This window comes from Streptomyces sp. NPDC055103, assembly GCF_053607625.1.
Genome location: NZ_JBSGTX010000044.1, coordinates 34,916 through 48,116 on the forward strand (window position 1 = coordinate 34,916; position 13,201 = coordinate 48,116).

Annotated in this window: 16 protein-coding genes; 10 read left to right on the plus strand and 6 right to left on the minus strand. The window is 71.8% G+C overall.

What is annotated here, in order from left to right; genetic code table 11:
• The first annotated feature begins 48 nt into the window (after positions 1–48).
• The gene (locus tag ACWFR1_RS25675) at positions 49–903 is read left to right on the plus strand and encodes a phosphatidylinositol-specific phospholipase C (RefSeq protein ID WP_453554954.1); all 855 of its coding nucleotides are present in this window, start codon (positions 49–51) and stop codon (positions 901–903) included.
• Between the two features lie 292 nt (positions 904–1,195).
• Positions 1,196–1,750, plus strand: coding sequence for a hypothetical protein (locus ACWFR1_RS25680; protein ID WP_453554956.1), 555 nt, complete (start codon positions 1,196–1,198; stop codon positions 1,748–1,750).
• A 27-nt stretch (positions 1,751–1,777) separates the two neighbouring features.
• Here the strand turns inward: ACWFR1_RS25680 and ACWFR1_RS25685 are convergent, their stop codons facing one another.
• The 5 genes from ACWFR1_RS25685 to ACWFR1_RS25705 all read right to left on the minus strand — a co-directional run bounded on the left by ACWFR1_RS25685 (position 1,778) and on the right by ACWFR1_RS25705 (position 7,281).
• Entirely contained in the window at positions 1,778–3,193 is a 1,416-nt protein-coding gene (locus ACWFR1_RS25685) for a sensor histidine kinase (RefSeq protein ID WP_453555018.1), read from the minus strand.
• A 104-nt stretch (positions 3,194–3,297) separates the two neighbouring features.
• A complete protein-coding gene (locus tag ACWFR1_RS25690) occupies positions 3,298–4,029 on the minus strand; it encodes a response regulator transcription factor (protein WP_453554958.1) in 732 nt (243 codons plus the stop codon).
• Between the two features lie 32 nt (positions 4,030–4,061).
• A complete protein-coding gene (locus ACWFR1_RS25695) occupies positions 4,062–5,279 on the minus strand; it encodes a S1C family serine protease (protein ID WP_453554960.1) in 1,218 nt (405 codons plus the stop codon).
• 103 nt (positions 5,280–5,382) lie between these two features.
• Entirely contained in the window at positions 5,383–6,408 is a 1,026-nt protein-coding gene (locus ACWFR1_RS25700) for a LacI family DNA-binding transcriptional regulator (protein ID WP_453554962.1), read from the minus strand.
• Between the two features lie 24 nt (positions 6,409–6,432).
• The gene (locus ACWFR1_RS25705) at positions 6,433–7,281 is read right to left on the minus strand and encodes a response regulator transcription factor (RefSeq protein WP_453554964.1); all 849 of its coding nucleotides are present in this window, start codon (positions 7,279–7,281) and stop codon (positions 6,433–6,435) included.
• A 296-nt stretch (positions 7,282–7,577) separates the two neighbouring features.
• On the opposite strand from ACWFR1_RS25705, the gene ACWFR1_RS25710 reads away from it, so the two are divergent.
• The 8 genes from ACWFR1_RS25710 (at position 7,578) to ACWFR1_RS25745 (ending at position 12,701) form a co-directional block, all read left to right on the plus strand.
• Entirely contained in the window at positions 7,578–8,333 is a 756-nt protein-coding gene (locus ACWFR1_RS25710) for an alpha/beta fold hydrolase (RefSeq protein WP_453554966.1), read from the plus strand.
• A 45-nt stretch (positions 8,334–8,378) separates the two neighbouring features.
• On the plus strand, positions 8,379–8,633 hold the full coding sequence (locus tag ACWFR1_RS25715; protein ID WP_376411021.1) for a MoaD/ThiS family protein: 255 nt from the start codon (positions 8,379–8,381) through the stop codon (positions 8,631–8,633).
• Positions 8,634–8,643: 10 nt separating this feature from the next.
• Entirely contained in the window at positions 8,644–9,849 is a 1,206-nt protein-coding gene (locus ACWFR1_RS25720; protein WP_453554968.1) for a hypothetical protein, read from the plus strand.
• A gap of 102 nt (positions 9,850–9,951) precedes the next feature.
• Complete coding sequence (locus ACWFR1_RS25725) at positions 9,952–10,638, plus strand: LmeA family phospholipid-binding protein (protein ID WP_453554970.1); 687 nt, start codon at positions 9,952–9,954, stop codon at positions 10,636–10,638.
• 225 nt (positions 10,639–10,863) lie between these two features.
• Positions 10,864–10,944: a putative leader peptide gene (locus ACWFR1_RS25730; RefSeq protein ID WP_350497993.1), complete on the plus strand. Its 81-nt coding sequence runs from the start codon at positions 10,864–10,866 to the stop codon at positions 10,942–10,944.
• Between the two features lie 160 nt (positions 10,945–11,104).
• Complete coding sequence (locus ACWFR1_RS25735; RefSeq protein ID WP_453554972.1) at positions 11,105–11,950, plus strand: sulfurtransferase; 846 nt, start codon at positions 11,105–11,107, stop codon at positions 11,948–11,950.
• 54 nt (positions 11,951–12,004) lie between these two features.
• Positions 12,005–12,292 carry a DUF1416 domain-containing protein gene (locus ACWFR1_RS25740; protein ID WP_017242395.1) on the plus strand — a complete coding sequence of 96 codons (288 nt, stop codon included), beginning with the start codon at positions 12,005–12,007 and terminating at the stop codon, positions 12,290–12,292.
• A gap of 148 nt (positions 12,293–12,440) precedes the next feature.
• Positions 12,441–12,701 (plus strand): DUF3099 domain-containing protein, encoded by a 261-nt coding sequence (locus tag ACWFR1_RS25745; RefSeq protein WP_024756300.1) that lies wholly within the window; start codon positions 12,441–12,443, stop codon positions 12,699–12,701.
• A gap of 35 nt (positions 12,702–12,736) precedes the next feature.
• On the opposite strand, the gene ACWFR1_RS25750 is transcribed toward ACWFR1_RS25745, so the two are convergent.
• Positions 12,737–13,099 carry a DsrE family protein gene (locus tag ACWFR1_RS25750; protein WP_453554975.1) on the minus strand — a complete coding sequence of 121 codons (363 nt, stop codon included), beginning with the start codon at positions 13,097–13,099 and terminating at the stop codon, positions 12,737–12,739.
• Between the last annotated feature and the right edge of the window lie 102 nt (positions 13,100–13,201).

Below are 13,201 nucleotides of genomic sequence, written 5' to 3' on the forward strand. Positions count from 1 at the left end.
GTGGCCGCACCCTGGCAGTAGTTGTTGTGTACCTGCCATAGTGCGCCCATGGATCGACGACGATTTCTCGCGGGCGCCCTGGGTGCCGGCGCCGCTCTTCTGATCGGGGCGCCTCCCGCCGCGGCCGTGGACACACGTGCGTGGATGGGCGGACACGGGGATGCCACGGCGTTGCAGCGGTTGACCATTCCTGGGACCCACGACTCCGGGGCCCGCTACGGCGGCCCCTGGGCCGAGTGTCAGAACTCCACCATCGCCCAGCAGCTGGACAGCGGGATCCGGTTCCTGGACATCCGGTGCCGGGTGACCGGCGGGTCCTTCGCGATCCACCACGGCGCCTCGTACCAGAACATGATGTTCGGCGACGTCCTCGTCGCCTGCTCGGCCTTCCTCGCCGCCCACCCCTCCGAGACCGTCCTCATGCGGGTCAAGCAGGAGTACTCGGAGGAGTCCGACGCCACCTTCCGCGCGGTCTTCGACGACTACCTCGACGGGCGCGGCTGGCGCTCCCTCTTCCGGATCGGCGACGGCCTGCCGCTCCTCGGCGAGGCCCGCGGCCGCGTCGTCCTGCTCGCCGACAACGGGGGGCTGCCGGGGCTTAGATGGGGGAACGGCTCTGTCTTTGCCGTTCAGGACGACTGGAATGCGCTGCCGGACGCCAAGTACCCCAAAATCGAGGCGCACTTCCGTGCGGCCGTCGAACAGCCCGGCCGGCTCTACGTGAACTTCGTCAGTACCTCGGCCCTGCTCCCGCCCCGCTGGAACAGTGACCGGCTCAACCCCCGCGTGCACAGCTACCTCGACAGCGCGGCCGCGTCCGGCGCGACCGGGCTCGGGATCGTCCCCATGGACTACCCGAACACCCGCTCAGGCTTCGTCGAGGCCCTGCTCCGCCACAACTGATCAGCTGTGACCTGGTGAGGTAGTCGTCCGGCCGCCGCACGCGGGTCCCATGCCCGGCGGCTGTCAGGGACGTGTGGTGACATGCCCGCATGACGCCTCGCTATCTGCACGCCGAGATCAACGTCGAGTGCCCAGGGCCATCCGCCTTCGAGGGCTTGGCGCGGGCGTGGCTGGACGGCGGCTTCACCGCCCTGGCGGGTGAACACCGGCGTGCTCTGGAGGGAGGACCGAAGCTCCCTCCAGAGGCGATACGCCGCCCCATGCCCTGCGGTCCACCGCATGGCACCTGGGGATGACGGTCGACCGTCCGTGCGACGACGACGGTGATGCGATCGGCTGGACCGTCCTGTCCTTCCAGATTCCCGAGGCCGACATGCTCGACCCCGAGCGACAGGAGACGGTTCTCTGCTTCCTGCGTGGCATCAGTGACCGCCTGGACCCCTCTTTTGCCAATCTGACTTACCACGACGGGCTGGGCAAGACCGGACTCGAGCGCACGCTCGGGCCGCCGTGGAGGTTTCCTCACGAGACCATCCCGGGGAGTCGTAAGGCGCTGCGTGGCTATGAGTGGTGGACCATCGGCCCGAAGGAGCTTGCCGAGCCTCTCGGGGGCGTCGAGACCTTGATCGCCACGGGCGCGTTTCACGAAGTGACACGCCTGCCGTCCGGTGCCATTTGGCTCCGCGCCACCGAGCGTTACCAGGACTATGGCCCCGATGCCTGCGCAGCGGTCTTCCACGCGCTTGCCCCCGCCCTCCCGCCAGGCCTGCCGAAGCGCTTTGCGCCGGAACCTGGCGAACCTGTCGAGCGAATCGTCTATCTCGACGCATCAGCCGTTGCCCGGTGAGGAACGGGAACAGGCCGGCCAAAGCGCTCAGCCGCCTGAGCCCGGCGGGGGAGTAGGCGCGCCCGGCAGCCGTACCGTCGCCACCGTCCCGCCGCCCTTCGCCGGGGCGAGACTCGCCGAGCCGCCTGCCTGGGCGACCGTGCGGGCCACGATCGACAGGCCCAGGCCCGAGCCCGGCAGGCTGCGGGCCGACGGGGAGCGCCAGAAGCGGTCGAAGACGTGCGGCAGCTCGTCCGGCGGGATGCCGGGGCCGTGGTCCCGGACCGTCAGCTCGCCGCGCATCAGGGTCACCTCGACCGTGCCCCGAGGCGGCGAGAACTTCACCGCGTTGTCCAGGACGTTGACGAGGGCGCGCTCGATCGCCGCCGGTTCCGCCCGTACGTACCAGGGCGCGAGGTCCGTGACGAACGTCAGCTCCGGGCCGCGCAGCCGGGCCCGGTCCAGAGCCGAGCGGAGGATCGTGTGGAGCGGGACCACCTCCAGCGGCCCGGGCCGCACCGTGTCCGGGCGGGCCAGCTCCTGGAGGTCGCCGATCAGCGCCGCCAGCTCCGTCATCTGCGCCTTCACCGAGGCCATCAGGGCCCGCCGGTCGTCCGGCGGGATCGCCCGGCCGGTCTCCTCGCTCCGTGCGAGCAGTTCCACGTTCGTCCGGAGGGACGTGAGCGGGGTGCGGAGTTCGTGGCCGGCGTCCGCGATGAGCTGCGCCTGCCGGTCCCGGGAGGTCGCGAGCGCCGCCGTCATCGCGTTGAAGGAGCGGGAGAGGCGGGCGATCTCGTCCTCGCCCTCGACCGGGATGCGGACCGTCAGGTCCTCGGTCGCGGCCACGTGCTCGACCGCGCCGGTCAGCCGGTTCACCGGTTCGAGGCCGGTCCGCGCCACCCACAGGCCCGCCGCGCCCGCGCCGACGACGCCGATCCCGGAGACCAGGAGCAGCACCCAGCGCAGGGTGGACATCGAGTTGTCGATCTCGGCGAGCGGACGGGCGACGGAGACCGCGAGCCCCAGCGGGCCCTCCTGCGGGTAGGTGTAGACCCGCATCTCCCGGCCGTCGTCGTCCTTCACCGTGTGCAGCGCGTACGACAACTGGCCGCGCGCCACCGCGAGGTCAGCGGGGCCCGCCGGGATCGCGGCCTTGCCGGAGGTGCACACGCTTCCGTTGGCGAGGATCACCTGCACCGTGTACGAGCCCGCCACCGGCGGCGGCGTCGTGCCCTGGCGGCACAGTGTGAGCAGGCTCTGCACCGAGGCCCCGTCCAGCCTGCTGCTGCGCAGCGAGGAGTCCAGCTCCGCCTCCAGCTGGGCCCGCGTCACGAACCAGCAGGCCAGCGAGACCGCCGCGACGGCGACGGCCACCGCGAAGGCGGTGAGCAGCGCGAGCCGCGACCGCAGCGGCCGCGACCGGAACCAGGCCAGCGGCCGGAAGCGGGTACCGGGGTTCGGCACACCGCCGGGGCCGGGTCGGGGCACACCGCCGGAGGCGGCCCCGGGCGCGCCATCGGGGCCGGGGCGGGGCCCACCGCCGGAGCCGGGCCCGGGCGTAGCGCCGGTCACTCGGTTCCTCCTCCGCGCAGGACGTAGCCGACGCCCCGCACCGTGTGCACGAGGCGCGGCTCGCCGCCCGCCTCCGTCTTGCGCCGCAGGTACATCACGTACACGTCGAGCGAGTTCGAGCTCGGCTCGAAGTCGAAGCCCCACACCGCCTTGAGGATCTGCTCCCGGGTCAGCACCTGCCGCGGATGCGCCAGGAACATCTCCAGGAGCGTGTACTCGGTGCGGGTCAGCTCCACCGTCCGCCCGCTCCGGGTGACCTCGCGCGTCGCCAGGTCCATCCGCAGGTCCTCGAAGGTCAGCGCGTCGTCGTCGGCCGGGGCCGCGCCCGCGGAGGCGTACGAGCTGCGCCGGAGCAGCGCCCGGATCCGGGCGAAGAGCTCGTCCAGCTCGAACGGCTTCACGAGGTAGTCGTCCGCGCCCGCGTCCAGGCCGGTGACCCGGTCGCCGACGGTGTCGCGGGCGGTCAGCATGAGGATCGGCACGGTCGAGCCGGCGGCCCTGATCCGCCGTGCCGCGGTGAGCCCGTCCATGCGGGGCATCTGGACGTCGAGGACGACGAGGTCGGGGGCGTACGCCTCGATCCGGGCGAGCGCGTCGAGCCCGTCGACGGCGTCCTGCGTGTCGTACCCCTCGAAGGCGAGGCTGCGCCGCAGGGCCTCCCGCACGGCGGGCTCGTCCTCGACGATCAGGATGCGCTCACGGGCGCCTTCGTTCACCTGGCCAGTCATGGCACCAGCCTCGCACGCGCTCCGGACACCGGTCAGTTGTCTCCGCCGGAGCGGAGGCTGTCGAGGTCGGCCTTCACCGTGTCGACCGGAATGGCGAATCCGAGGCCGACACTTCCGGCCGTGGAACCGCTCGAAGAACTGGGCGAATACATGGCCGAATTGATTCCGATGATCTCGCCGTTCATATTGATCAACGCGCCGCCGGAATTCCCCGGGTTGAGCGAGGCGTCGGTCTGGATCGCCTTGTACGTCGTCTTCGACGTGCCCGTTTCGCCGTTGAACTGCTGCCCGCCGAACTCGAACGGCCAGCCCTGCCGCGGGTCGTACTGCTGCTGCTGCTGGTCCTGGCCGGCGCCGGCGCCGTCGTCGTTCTTGGCGACCGTCACGTCCCGGTCGAGCGCGGACACGATGCCGCTGGTGACCGTGCCGGTCAGGCCCTCGGGGGAGCCGATCGCCACGACCTCCTCGCCGACCTTCACCTTCGAGGAGTCGCCGAGCGTGGCGGCCTTCAGCCCGGAGGCGCCCTTGAGCTTGATCAGCGCCAGGTCCTTGTCGGGGTCCGTGCCGACGACCTCGGCCTCGTACGACTTCCCGTCGCTGAGCCGCACGGTGACCGTGGAGGCGCCGGAGATCACGTGGTTGTTGGTGATGATCTCGCCGTCGGAGGTGATGATCACGCCCGAGCCGGTGGACTTGCCGGAGTTCGAGGTCGCGGAGATCTCGACGATGGAGGGGGAGACGGCCTGGGCGACGCCGGCGACCGTGCCCGCGCTGCTCGCGGAGACGTTCGTGCCGCTCACGGCCGAGGAGGCGGTGGCGGGGGCGTCGGCGGTGAGCTGCTGGACGAGGGTCGCCGTGCCGCCGCCGACCACCGCGGCCGCGATGGCCACGGCCGCGAGGAGTCCGACCCCGCGCTTGGCGCGGCGCCGGGCCCCGGGAGCGGCGGCGGCCGCCGCGAAGGCGACCGGCGGGTCCAGGGGCGGCGGCACGTGCCCGCCGGACGGGGGTACGTGTCCGCCGGACGGCCAGATCGTGGTCCCCGGCTCGGTGGTGATCGGCTGCGTCGCCGCGTACGGCTGAGCGGTCTCGTACGGCTGCGTCGCCTCGCGCGGCTGAGCCGTCTCGTACGGCTGCGTGGCCGCGTAAGGCTGAGCCGTCTCGTGCGGCTGCGTCGGGGCGTACGGGGGCCTCGGGGGCTGCGGCGGGTAGTACGGCTGCTGCTGCGGCTGCTGCTCCTGGAAGTCCGTCATGGCTACGACTCTCGGAGCCGTAGATGAGAGCCGTCTGAGGACCGGCTGAGAAGCCCGACAGAACCCTGTATGCCCTATATAAAGACCGCCGGAGCGGGGCGGGCTACTCGCCGCAGCCGCAGGAGCGGCGGACGACCAGCGCCGACGGGAAGAGCTTCAGCCGCTCGCGGCGCGAGCCCGCGACGCGCAGGCTGTCGTCCAGGACCAGGTCCACCGCCGCCCGGGCCATCGCCGGACGGTCCGAGGAGATCGTGGTCAGCGGCGGGTCCGTGAGCGCCGCCTCCTTGACGTCGTCGAAGCCCGCGACCGCCAGCTCCGACGGCACCTCGATGCGCAGCTCGCGCGCCGCCCGCAGGACACCGAAGGCCTGGTCGTCGGTGGAGCAGAAGATCGCCGGCGGCCTGTCGGGGCCCGCGAGCAGCTTCAGGGCCACCTGGTAGGCGTCGTAGCGGTTGTACGGGGCCTCGAAGAGCCGGCCCTCCGTCGGGAGGCCCGCCTCCACCATGGCGCGCCGCCAGCCCTCGACGTGGTCGGCGACCGGGTCGCCGACGGCCGGGGTGTTCGGGACGCCGCCCAGACAGGCCACGTACGGGTGGCCGTGCTCCAGGAGGTGACGGGTGGCGAGCTGGGCGCCGCCGATGTCGTCCGTCACGACGGCGACGTCGTCGATCGCCTCGGGGCGCTCGTGCAGGAGCACCACGCGCGCGTCCCAGGCCTCGATCTCGCTCGCGGCCTGCTCGCTCATGCCCTGGCTGACGAGGATCAGCCCGGAGACCCGCATCCCGAGGAAGGCCCGCAGGTAGTGGACCTCGCGCTCGGTCCGGTAGTCGGAGTTCCCGACGAGGACCATCTTTCCGCGCTCGGCGGCGGCCTGCTCGACCGCGTGGGCCATCTCCGCGAAGAACGGCTGCCGGGCGTCGGGAACGATCATGCCTATGAGGTCCGTGCGCCGCGACGCCATCGCCTGGGCCACCCGGTCGGGGCGGTAGCCCAGCTCCTTGATGGCGGCGAGGACACGCTCGCGCGTGGCCGGGGCGACCGGCCGGGGTCCGTTGTTGATGACGTAGCTCACGACCGCGGTCGAAGTACCTGCCAGTCGAGCTACGTCATCCCGCGTCACCTTGGCCACGCGCGGCAGTCTACGCGGGGTGACCTACCTACCGGCAGGTCGCACTGTGGCGTCCGCCACGTTCCTGTCCTCCACCGGGGTGACTTCCCGCTCGGCCTCCTTGACACGGGCGGTGCGGGCGGCCTCCTCGGACCGGGGGTCCGTCCGGGTGTCCTTCGCCCTGGCCTCGTTCGCCCTGGCCTCCTCGGCGGCGCGCTCGACCTTCTCCGGGGTGACGAAGCGGTAGCCGACGTTGCGCACGGTGCCGATCAGCGACTCGTGCTCGGGGCCCAGCTTCGCCCGCAGCCGCCGCACGTGGACGTCGACCGTACGGGTGCCGCCGAAGTAGTCGTACCCCCACACCTCCTGGAGGAGCTGCGCACGGGTGAAGACCCGGCCCGGGTGCTGCGCCAGGTACTTGAGGAGCTCGAACTCCTTGAAGGTCAGGTCCAGGACCCGGCCCTTGAGCTTCGCGCTGTACGTCGCCTCGTCGACCGACAGGTCGCCGTTGCGGATCTCCATCGGGGAGTCGTCGGACACGATCTGCTGGCGGCCCATCGCGAGCCGCAGCCGTGCCTCGACCTCGGCCGGGCCCGCGGTGTCGAGCAGGACGTCGTCGATGCCCCAGTCGGCGGTGACGGCCGCGAGACCGCCCTCCGTGACGACCAGGATCAGCGGACAGCCGGGCCCCGTGGACCGCAGCAGCTGGCAGAGGGAGCGGACCTGCGGGAGGTCGCGCCGGCCGTCGACGAGGATCACGTCCGCGCCGGGGGTGTCCACGAGGGCCGGGCCCTCGGCCGGAGCCACCCGGACGTTGTGCAGCAGCAGGCCGAGTGCGGGCAGCACCTCGGTCGACGGCTGGAGGGCGTTGGTCAGGAGCAGCAGAGAGCTCATACCGCGCCACCTGCCATCGGTCGGTCGTGCTTCGTTCGCTCGCTCATCACGCGGTTCCTCCTCGGTCCCTGCGAGGACGTGCACTGCTTCGTACAGACTGCCGCTCTCGCGCCCTGAGAGCTTTTGTTCACCTATCCGTAACAACGGTCGGAAAACGCAAAAGGACCCGGGGGCTGCGTCGCCCGGATCCTCTGCCCAGCAGAATAGCCCACATGAGTTCAGAGGGAGAGAGCTGATTTCATATGGTGGATGTCTCGTCGCTCACTTCCGTCCATCCGCGTGATCCACGACGTGTGATGTTGCGTACGGATGACGGTGTCCGTATCGAGGCGGTTTACGAACCCTCCGGTGCAAGTGTCACCGAAACAGGCGTCACCGGGACGGCCGTCGTCGTCGCCCACGGCTTCACCGGATCGGCCGACCGGCCCGCGGTCCGCCGTGCCGCCCGCGCCTTCGCGGAGCGCGGGGCGGCCGTCGTGACCTTCTCCTTCCGCGGGCACGGCGGCTCCGGCGGCCGCTCCACGGTCGGCGACCGGGAGGTCCTCGACCTGTCCGCCGCCGTCCGCTGGGCCCGCGAGCTCGGCCACGCGCGCGTGGCGACGGTCGGCTTCTCCATGGGCGGGTCCGTCGTGCTGCGCCACGCGGCCCTGGAGCGGGGGACGGAGGGACGGGTGGACGCGGTGGCCGCCGTCTCCGCCCCCGCGCGCTGGTACTACCGGGGGACGGCCCCGATGCGCCGCCTCCACTGGGTCGTCACCCGCCCCGCGGGCCGGCTGGTCGGCCGGTACGGGCTCGGCACCCGGATCGACCGGCGGACCTGGGACCCCGTACCCCTCTCGCCCGTCGAGGCCGTCCCGCTGATCGCGCCCGTCCCTCTGCTGATCGTGCACGGCGACCGGGACGCGTACTTCCCGCTCGACCACCCGCGCACGCTGGCCGCGGCCGGCGGCGGCGCCGCGGAGCTCTGGCTGGAGCGGGGGATGGGCCACGCGGAGAACGCGGCGGACGAGGAGCTGCTCGGCCGGCTGGGGGACTGGCTCACGCGCCGATAGCCCATCATGGGGGGCGGCGCGCACACGAACGAAGGGAGCGCCGCTATGGCAGCGGGAACCATCCGCTACTGGGCCGCGGCCAAGGCCGCCGCCGGTGTCGCCGAGGAGCCGTACACCGCCGAGACCCTGGCGGAGGCCCTGGACGCGGCCCGCGAGAAGCACCCGGGCGAGCTCGTCCGGGTCCTGATGCGGTGCTCGTTCCTGATCGACGGCGACCCCGTCGGCACCCGGAGCCATGAGACCGTACGGCTTGCCGAGGGCGGCACGGTCGAGGTGCTCCCCCCGTTCGCAGGAGGGTGAACCCCAGAGCATGAGCAACGACCAGCAGTACGACCCGTACGCGAACGGGCACGGGCAGCAGGGCCGTGGCCGGCACGGGCATGAGCCGCAGGGCCCCGACGTCACGCAGACGTGGGAGGGCCAGACCTGGGACACCCAGTTCCAGCCCGTGGTCCAGCAGCAGCCGTCCCCGGTGACGCACCAGGCGCCGTACCAGGATCCGTACGCGCAGCCCGCCTACGAGCCCGCCTACGACAACACGGCGTACCTGCCGCCGCAGGGCGCGACGTACGAGCAGCAGCAGCCCCAGCCGTACGAGCAGCAGCAGTACATGGCGACACCGGCGGCCCCGGCTGCCCAGGCGGCTCCCGTGGCGTACGACGCGCCCGTATCCGCGTACGCGGCGGCTCCCGTCGCCGAGGCGGCGCCCGCATCCGTGCCCGCGGGCTACTCGTCGCCCACCACCTCCGGGAACACCCGGATCACCGACGCCCAGCGCGCGCGTGCCGAGGGCCGCTCGCCCGTGATCGAGCCCGGGCTCCAGCCGGCGGCCCTGACCGCCGTCCTCGGCCTGCTGCTCGCCGGTGGCGCCTCCCTCGGCCCGTACGGGCTCCTCGTCCCGCTCGTCCTGCTCCAGGGCCTCACCGCCGCCGGCTGGTTCCGGCTCAACGGCATGTGGCCGGCCCGGCAGGGCATCGCCCTCGCGTTCGCCGGCGGTCTCGTCGCCGACGCCGCGCTGCTCGCCACCGGCCGGGAGCACGCCGCCGCCGCGATCCTGGGCACGCTCGGCGTCTGGGTCCTGCTCTGTCTCGTCCTCCAGCTCCGCAGCCACGCCGACCCGGACGAGCGCATGTACGGCCTGATGGCCGGCATCGCCTCCGCCGCGCTGACGGTCGTCGCCGCCGGGCACCTCGGCGCCGCCCCCGACGCGGTCGTCGTCGGCGGGATCGCGGTCGCCGCCACCGTCGTCGCCCGGGCGCTCCCGCTGCCCGGCCCGGTCTCCCTGATCGTCGCGCTCCTCGCGGGCGCGGGTGCCGGGATCGCGGCCGGCGGGCTGACGGACCTGGGTTCCTCGGGGGCGCTCGTCGGCCTCGCGGCCGGGGTCTGCGCGCTGGTCGGCCTGCGGGTGGCCAGCTACGACTACCCGTCGCGCTTCGTCCACATGACCGCGGGCGTCGCGCTGCCGCTGACGGCCGCCGCGCCCGCCGTCTACCTGCTGGGCCGCGCGCTGGCCTGATCCCCGCCGGCAACGCCAGGGGAACCAACCGGCCCCTCGACACGTCGATCTTCGTGTCGGGGGGCCGAACACTTTTTCTCTATCTGGGGGGACGCACAGCCCATGCGAGCACTGCGGATTCTGTTGATCGTGACCGTCGTGCTGGGCGGAGTGCTCGTCGGGATCGACCGGCTCGCCGTGGCGTACGCCGAGTCGGAGGCGGCGAGCCGGGTGAAGCTCTCGGGGGCGGGCAGCGAGTCGATCGAGGTCGACATCAAGGGTTTCCCCTTCCTCACCCAGGTCGCGGACAAGCGGTTCGACGAGGTCGACGTGGTGGCGAAGGGCGTCGAGGCGACGGCGGGCAGCCGGAAGATCCGGATCGGCGAGCTGACGGCCGAGCTCCGGGACGTGACCGTCACCGGGGACTGGGCGGGCGCGCGGGCGGGCTCGGCGTCCGGCACCGCCCTCATCTCGTACGCGGACCTCACGGCGGCCTCCGACCGCGAGGCCACCGTCGCCTACGGCGAGAACGGGAAGGTGAAGGTCACCGGCGGGATCGAGATCATGGGCCGCACGCTGACCCGCTCGGTCCTGTCGACCGTGACCGTCGTGAACGGCGACACGATCAAGGTCCGCGCGGACGAGGTGCCGGGCGAGGGCATTCCCGGTCTGGAGGAACTGGTCCGGAAGCGGACCGACTTCGAGCGGCCGATCGGGCTGATCGCCGGGATGAAGGTCGAGAAGGTCGAGCCCAGGCCGGACGGCCTCGCCGTCGCGGTGACGGGCAAGGACATCGCGCTGGCGGGCTGAGGGTCCTGAGGCCGGGCCCTCGGGGCCCTCGGAGGCCTTCCGCGGGCCCCTGGGTCACATGCTGAGACACCACCGTCCGATCCGCAGAAGAACCACCGGACGCCGCTGCGCACAGGCGTCCCGAGCCCTCCCGCGCGGTGATCGCGTCTCGCATCTCGGACGATCGCGTCTCAAAATACGACACGCCGGTGACACGGCCGCCTGTCCGTCCCTACGATCGAGGGCATGAAGCGACAGGCGGATCTCACGAAGCGGCGGGCAGTAGACCTGTGCCGCGTCGCCGCCATGCTCTGTCGCTCAGTCTGAGCGGGAGCGCCGACTCCCGTATTCCTCAGGCCCTTCGACCGCGGTCGGGGCCGACCTGTGCAGCCGTACGCACGTCGTACGCCACGCGACGACGCGTACCGGATCACAAACCCGCACCAACCGCACCACACCGCCGCACACTGCCCCGGAGGAGAACAGCATGGCTCGCAGCGACGTCCTGGTCGACGCGGACTGGGTCGAGGCCAACCTCGACAACCCGCAGGTCGCCATCGTCGAGGTCGACGAGGACACCTCGGCCTACGAGAAGAACCACATCCGCAACGCCATCCGGATCGACTGGACCCAGGACCTTCAGGACCCGGTCCGCCGCGACTTCATCGACCAGGAGGGCTTCGAGAAGCTCCTCTCGGCCAAGGGCATCGCGAACGACACCACGGTCGTCCTCTACGGCGGCAACAACAACTGGTTCGCCTCCTACGCCTACTGGTACTTCAAGCTCTACGGCCACCAGGACGTGAAGCTCCTCGACGGCGGCCGCAAGAAGTGGGAGCTCGACTCCCGCGACCTGGTCGACGGCTCCGCCGTGCCGGCCCGCCCGGCCACCGCGTACAAGGCCCAGGCCCAGGACTCCTCGATCCGCGCCTTCCGCGACGACGTCGTGGCCGCGATCGGCGCCCAGAACCTCGTCGACGTCCGCTCGCCCGACGAGTTCTCCGGCAAGCTGCTCGCCCCGGCGCACCTCCCGCAGGAGCAGTCGCAGCGCCCCGGCCACGTGCCGAGCGCCCGCAACATCCCGTGGTCGAAGAACGCCAACGACGACGGCACCTTCAAGTCGGACGCCGACCTCAAGGCCCTCTACGAGGCCGAGCAGGTCGACCTGGCGAAGGACACCATCGCGTACTGCCGCATCGGTGAGCGCTCCGCGCTCACGTGGTTCGTCCTGCACGAGCTGCTCGAGGTCGCGAACGTCAAGAACTACGACGGTTCGTGGACCGAGTACGGCTCCCTCGTGGGCGTGCCGATCGAGCTCGGCGCCAACAAGTAAGTCCGCCGGAACCTCCCCCTTCTCCGGACCCCTCGACCGTAAGGACAGAACACCATGTGTGGAGCGCAGCCCGGCGGCCCCGACGCCTCGACGATCAAGCCCGGTGAGACCACCATCCAGGGCTTCGTGACCAAGGACGGCGAGCCCGTCACCGGTTACGTCCGCCTCCTGGACTCGACCGGCGAGTTCACGGCCGAGGTCCCGACCTCCGCCACCGGACAGTTCCGTTTCTACGCGGCCGAGGGCACCTGGACCGTCCGCGCCCTGGTTCCGGGCGGCACCGCCGACCGCCAGGTCGTGGCGCAGAAGGGTGGCCTCGCGGAGGTCGCCATCGCGGTCTGATCCGCGACGCGGTCCCACCGACCGCGACACCGAACGGCCGGAGGGCCGTGCCTCCTGGGGGGTTGGACGCCATTTCCAGGACTAGAGGCACGGCCCTTCGGCTTGTTCTGTCCGCGCCGGGCGGCTCGCACGGACGTACGCTGAAGGGGTGTACGCACGCCGTCGCCACGTCTACTTCTGGCTGATGGGCGCCTGCCTGGTCCTCTTCGTGGGCGCCTGGGCCGTCGTGCGGCTCTTCTCGATGCCGGTGGCCATCGGCATGTGCGTCGTCGCCATGGTCATCCCCCCGGTCGCCGCGATGGTCGCGAACCGGCGGGGCCCGGAGGACCGCTGGTGGGACGACCCTTCGGGGGACCCGAAGTCGGACGAGTGGTGGGACGAACTCGACGGCAAGAAGCGGCACCGCTAGGACGCCACCGCCAGGGCCTGTCCGGCGGATCAGGCCTAGTAGACGAGGGCCTGGGTCTCGTCGGCCATGGCCTCCTGGACGAAGACCTGCGCGCCCGCGATGCGTACGCCGTCCAGGACGTCCTTCTCCGTGATCTCGCGCCGGGTCGCGCACTGCGTGCACAGCGTCACGCGGCCGGCCGCCAGGACCGCGTCGATCAGGTCCGGCAGTGGCGCCGCGTGCGGCAGCTCGAACTCGGCCGCGCGGCCCGGGAGGGCGAACCACGAGGACTCGCCGGTCAGCCAGAGCGACACCTCGACACCGCTGGCGACGGCGACGGCGGCCACCGTGAAGGCCTGGGAGCAGCGTTCGGGGGCGTCGGCCCCTGCGGTCACCTTGATCACGAGCTTCTTCGCCATATGCCGAACTGTAATGCGCGGCCCTGCAACCCCTGGGGCCTCTCACGTGTCAGTTGGGTGCGCGGATGATCGGAATCCGCCCTTCTGGTCTCGTGGGGGGAC

Bases quoted from the DNA above. Each gene is read 5' to 3' on its own strand.
- ACWFR1_RS25675 (WP_453554954.1), top strand. From the start codon at position 49: ATGGATCGACGACGATTTCTCGCGGGCGCCCTGGGTGCCGGCGCCGCT.
- ACWFR1_RS25695 (WP_453554960.1), bottom strand. From the start codon at position 5,279: ATGACGGACTTCCAGGAGCAGCAGCCGCAGCAGCAGCCGTACTACCCG.
- ACWFR1_RS25735 (WP_453554972.1), top strand. From the start codon at position 11,105: ATGGCTCGCAGCGACGTCCTGGTCGACGCGGACTGGGTCGAGGCCAAC.
- ACWFR1_RS25750 (WP_453554975.1), bottom strand. From the start codon at position 13,099: ATGGCGAAGAAGCTCGTGATCAAGGTGACCGCAGGGGCCGACGCCCCC.
- ACWFR1_RS25705 (WP_453554964.1), bottom strand. From the start codon at position 7,281: ATGAGCTCTCTGCTGCTCCTGACCAACGCCCTCCAGCCGTCGACCGAG.
- ACWFR1_RS25725 (WP_453554970.1), top strand. From the start codon at position 9,952: ATGCGAGCACTGCGGATTCTGTTGATCGTGACCGTCGTGCTGGGCGGA.
- ACWFR1_RS25740 (WP_017242395.1), top strand. From the start codon at position 12,005: ATGTGTGGAGCGCAGCCCGGCGGCCCCGACGCCTCGACGATCAAGCCC.
- ACWFR1_RS25730 (WP_350497993.1), top strand. From the start codon at position 10,864: ATGAAGCGACAGGCGGATCTCACGAAGCGGCGGGCAGTAGACCTGTGC.
- ACWFR1_RS25715 (WP_376411021.1), top strand. From the start codon at position 8,379: ATGGCAGCGGGAACCATCCGCTACTGGGCCGCGGCCAAGGCCGCCGCC.
- ACWFR1_RS25690 (WP_453554958.1), bottom strand. From the start codon at position 4,029: ATGACTGGCCAGGTGAACGAAGGCGCCCGTGAGCGCATCCTGATCGTC.
- ACWFR1_RS25680 (WP_453554956.1), top strand. From the start codon at position 1,196: ATGACGGTCGACCGTCCGTGCGACGACGACGGTGATGCGATCGGCTGG.
- ACWFR1_RS25720 (WP_453554968.1), top strand. From the start codon at position 8,644: ATGAGCAACGACCAGCAGTACGACCCGTACGCGAACGGGCACGGGCAG.
- ACWFR1_RS25710 (WP_453554966.1), top strand. From the start codon at position 7,578: ATGTTGCGTACGGATGACGGTGTCCGTATCGAGGCGGTTTACGAACCC.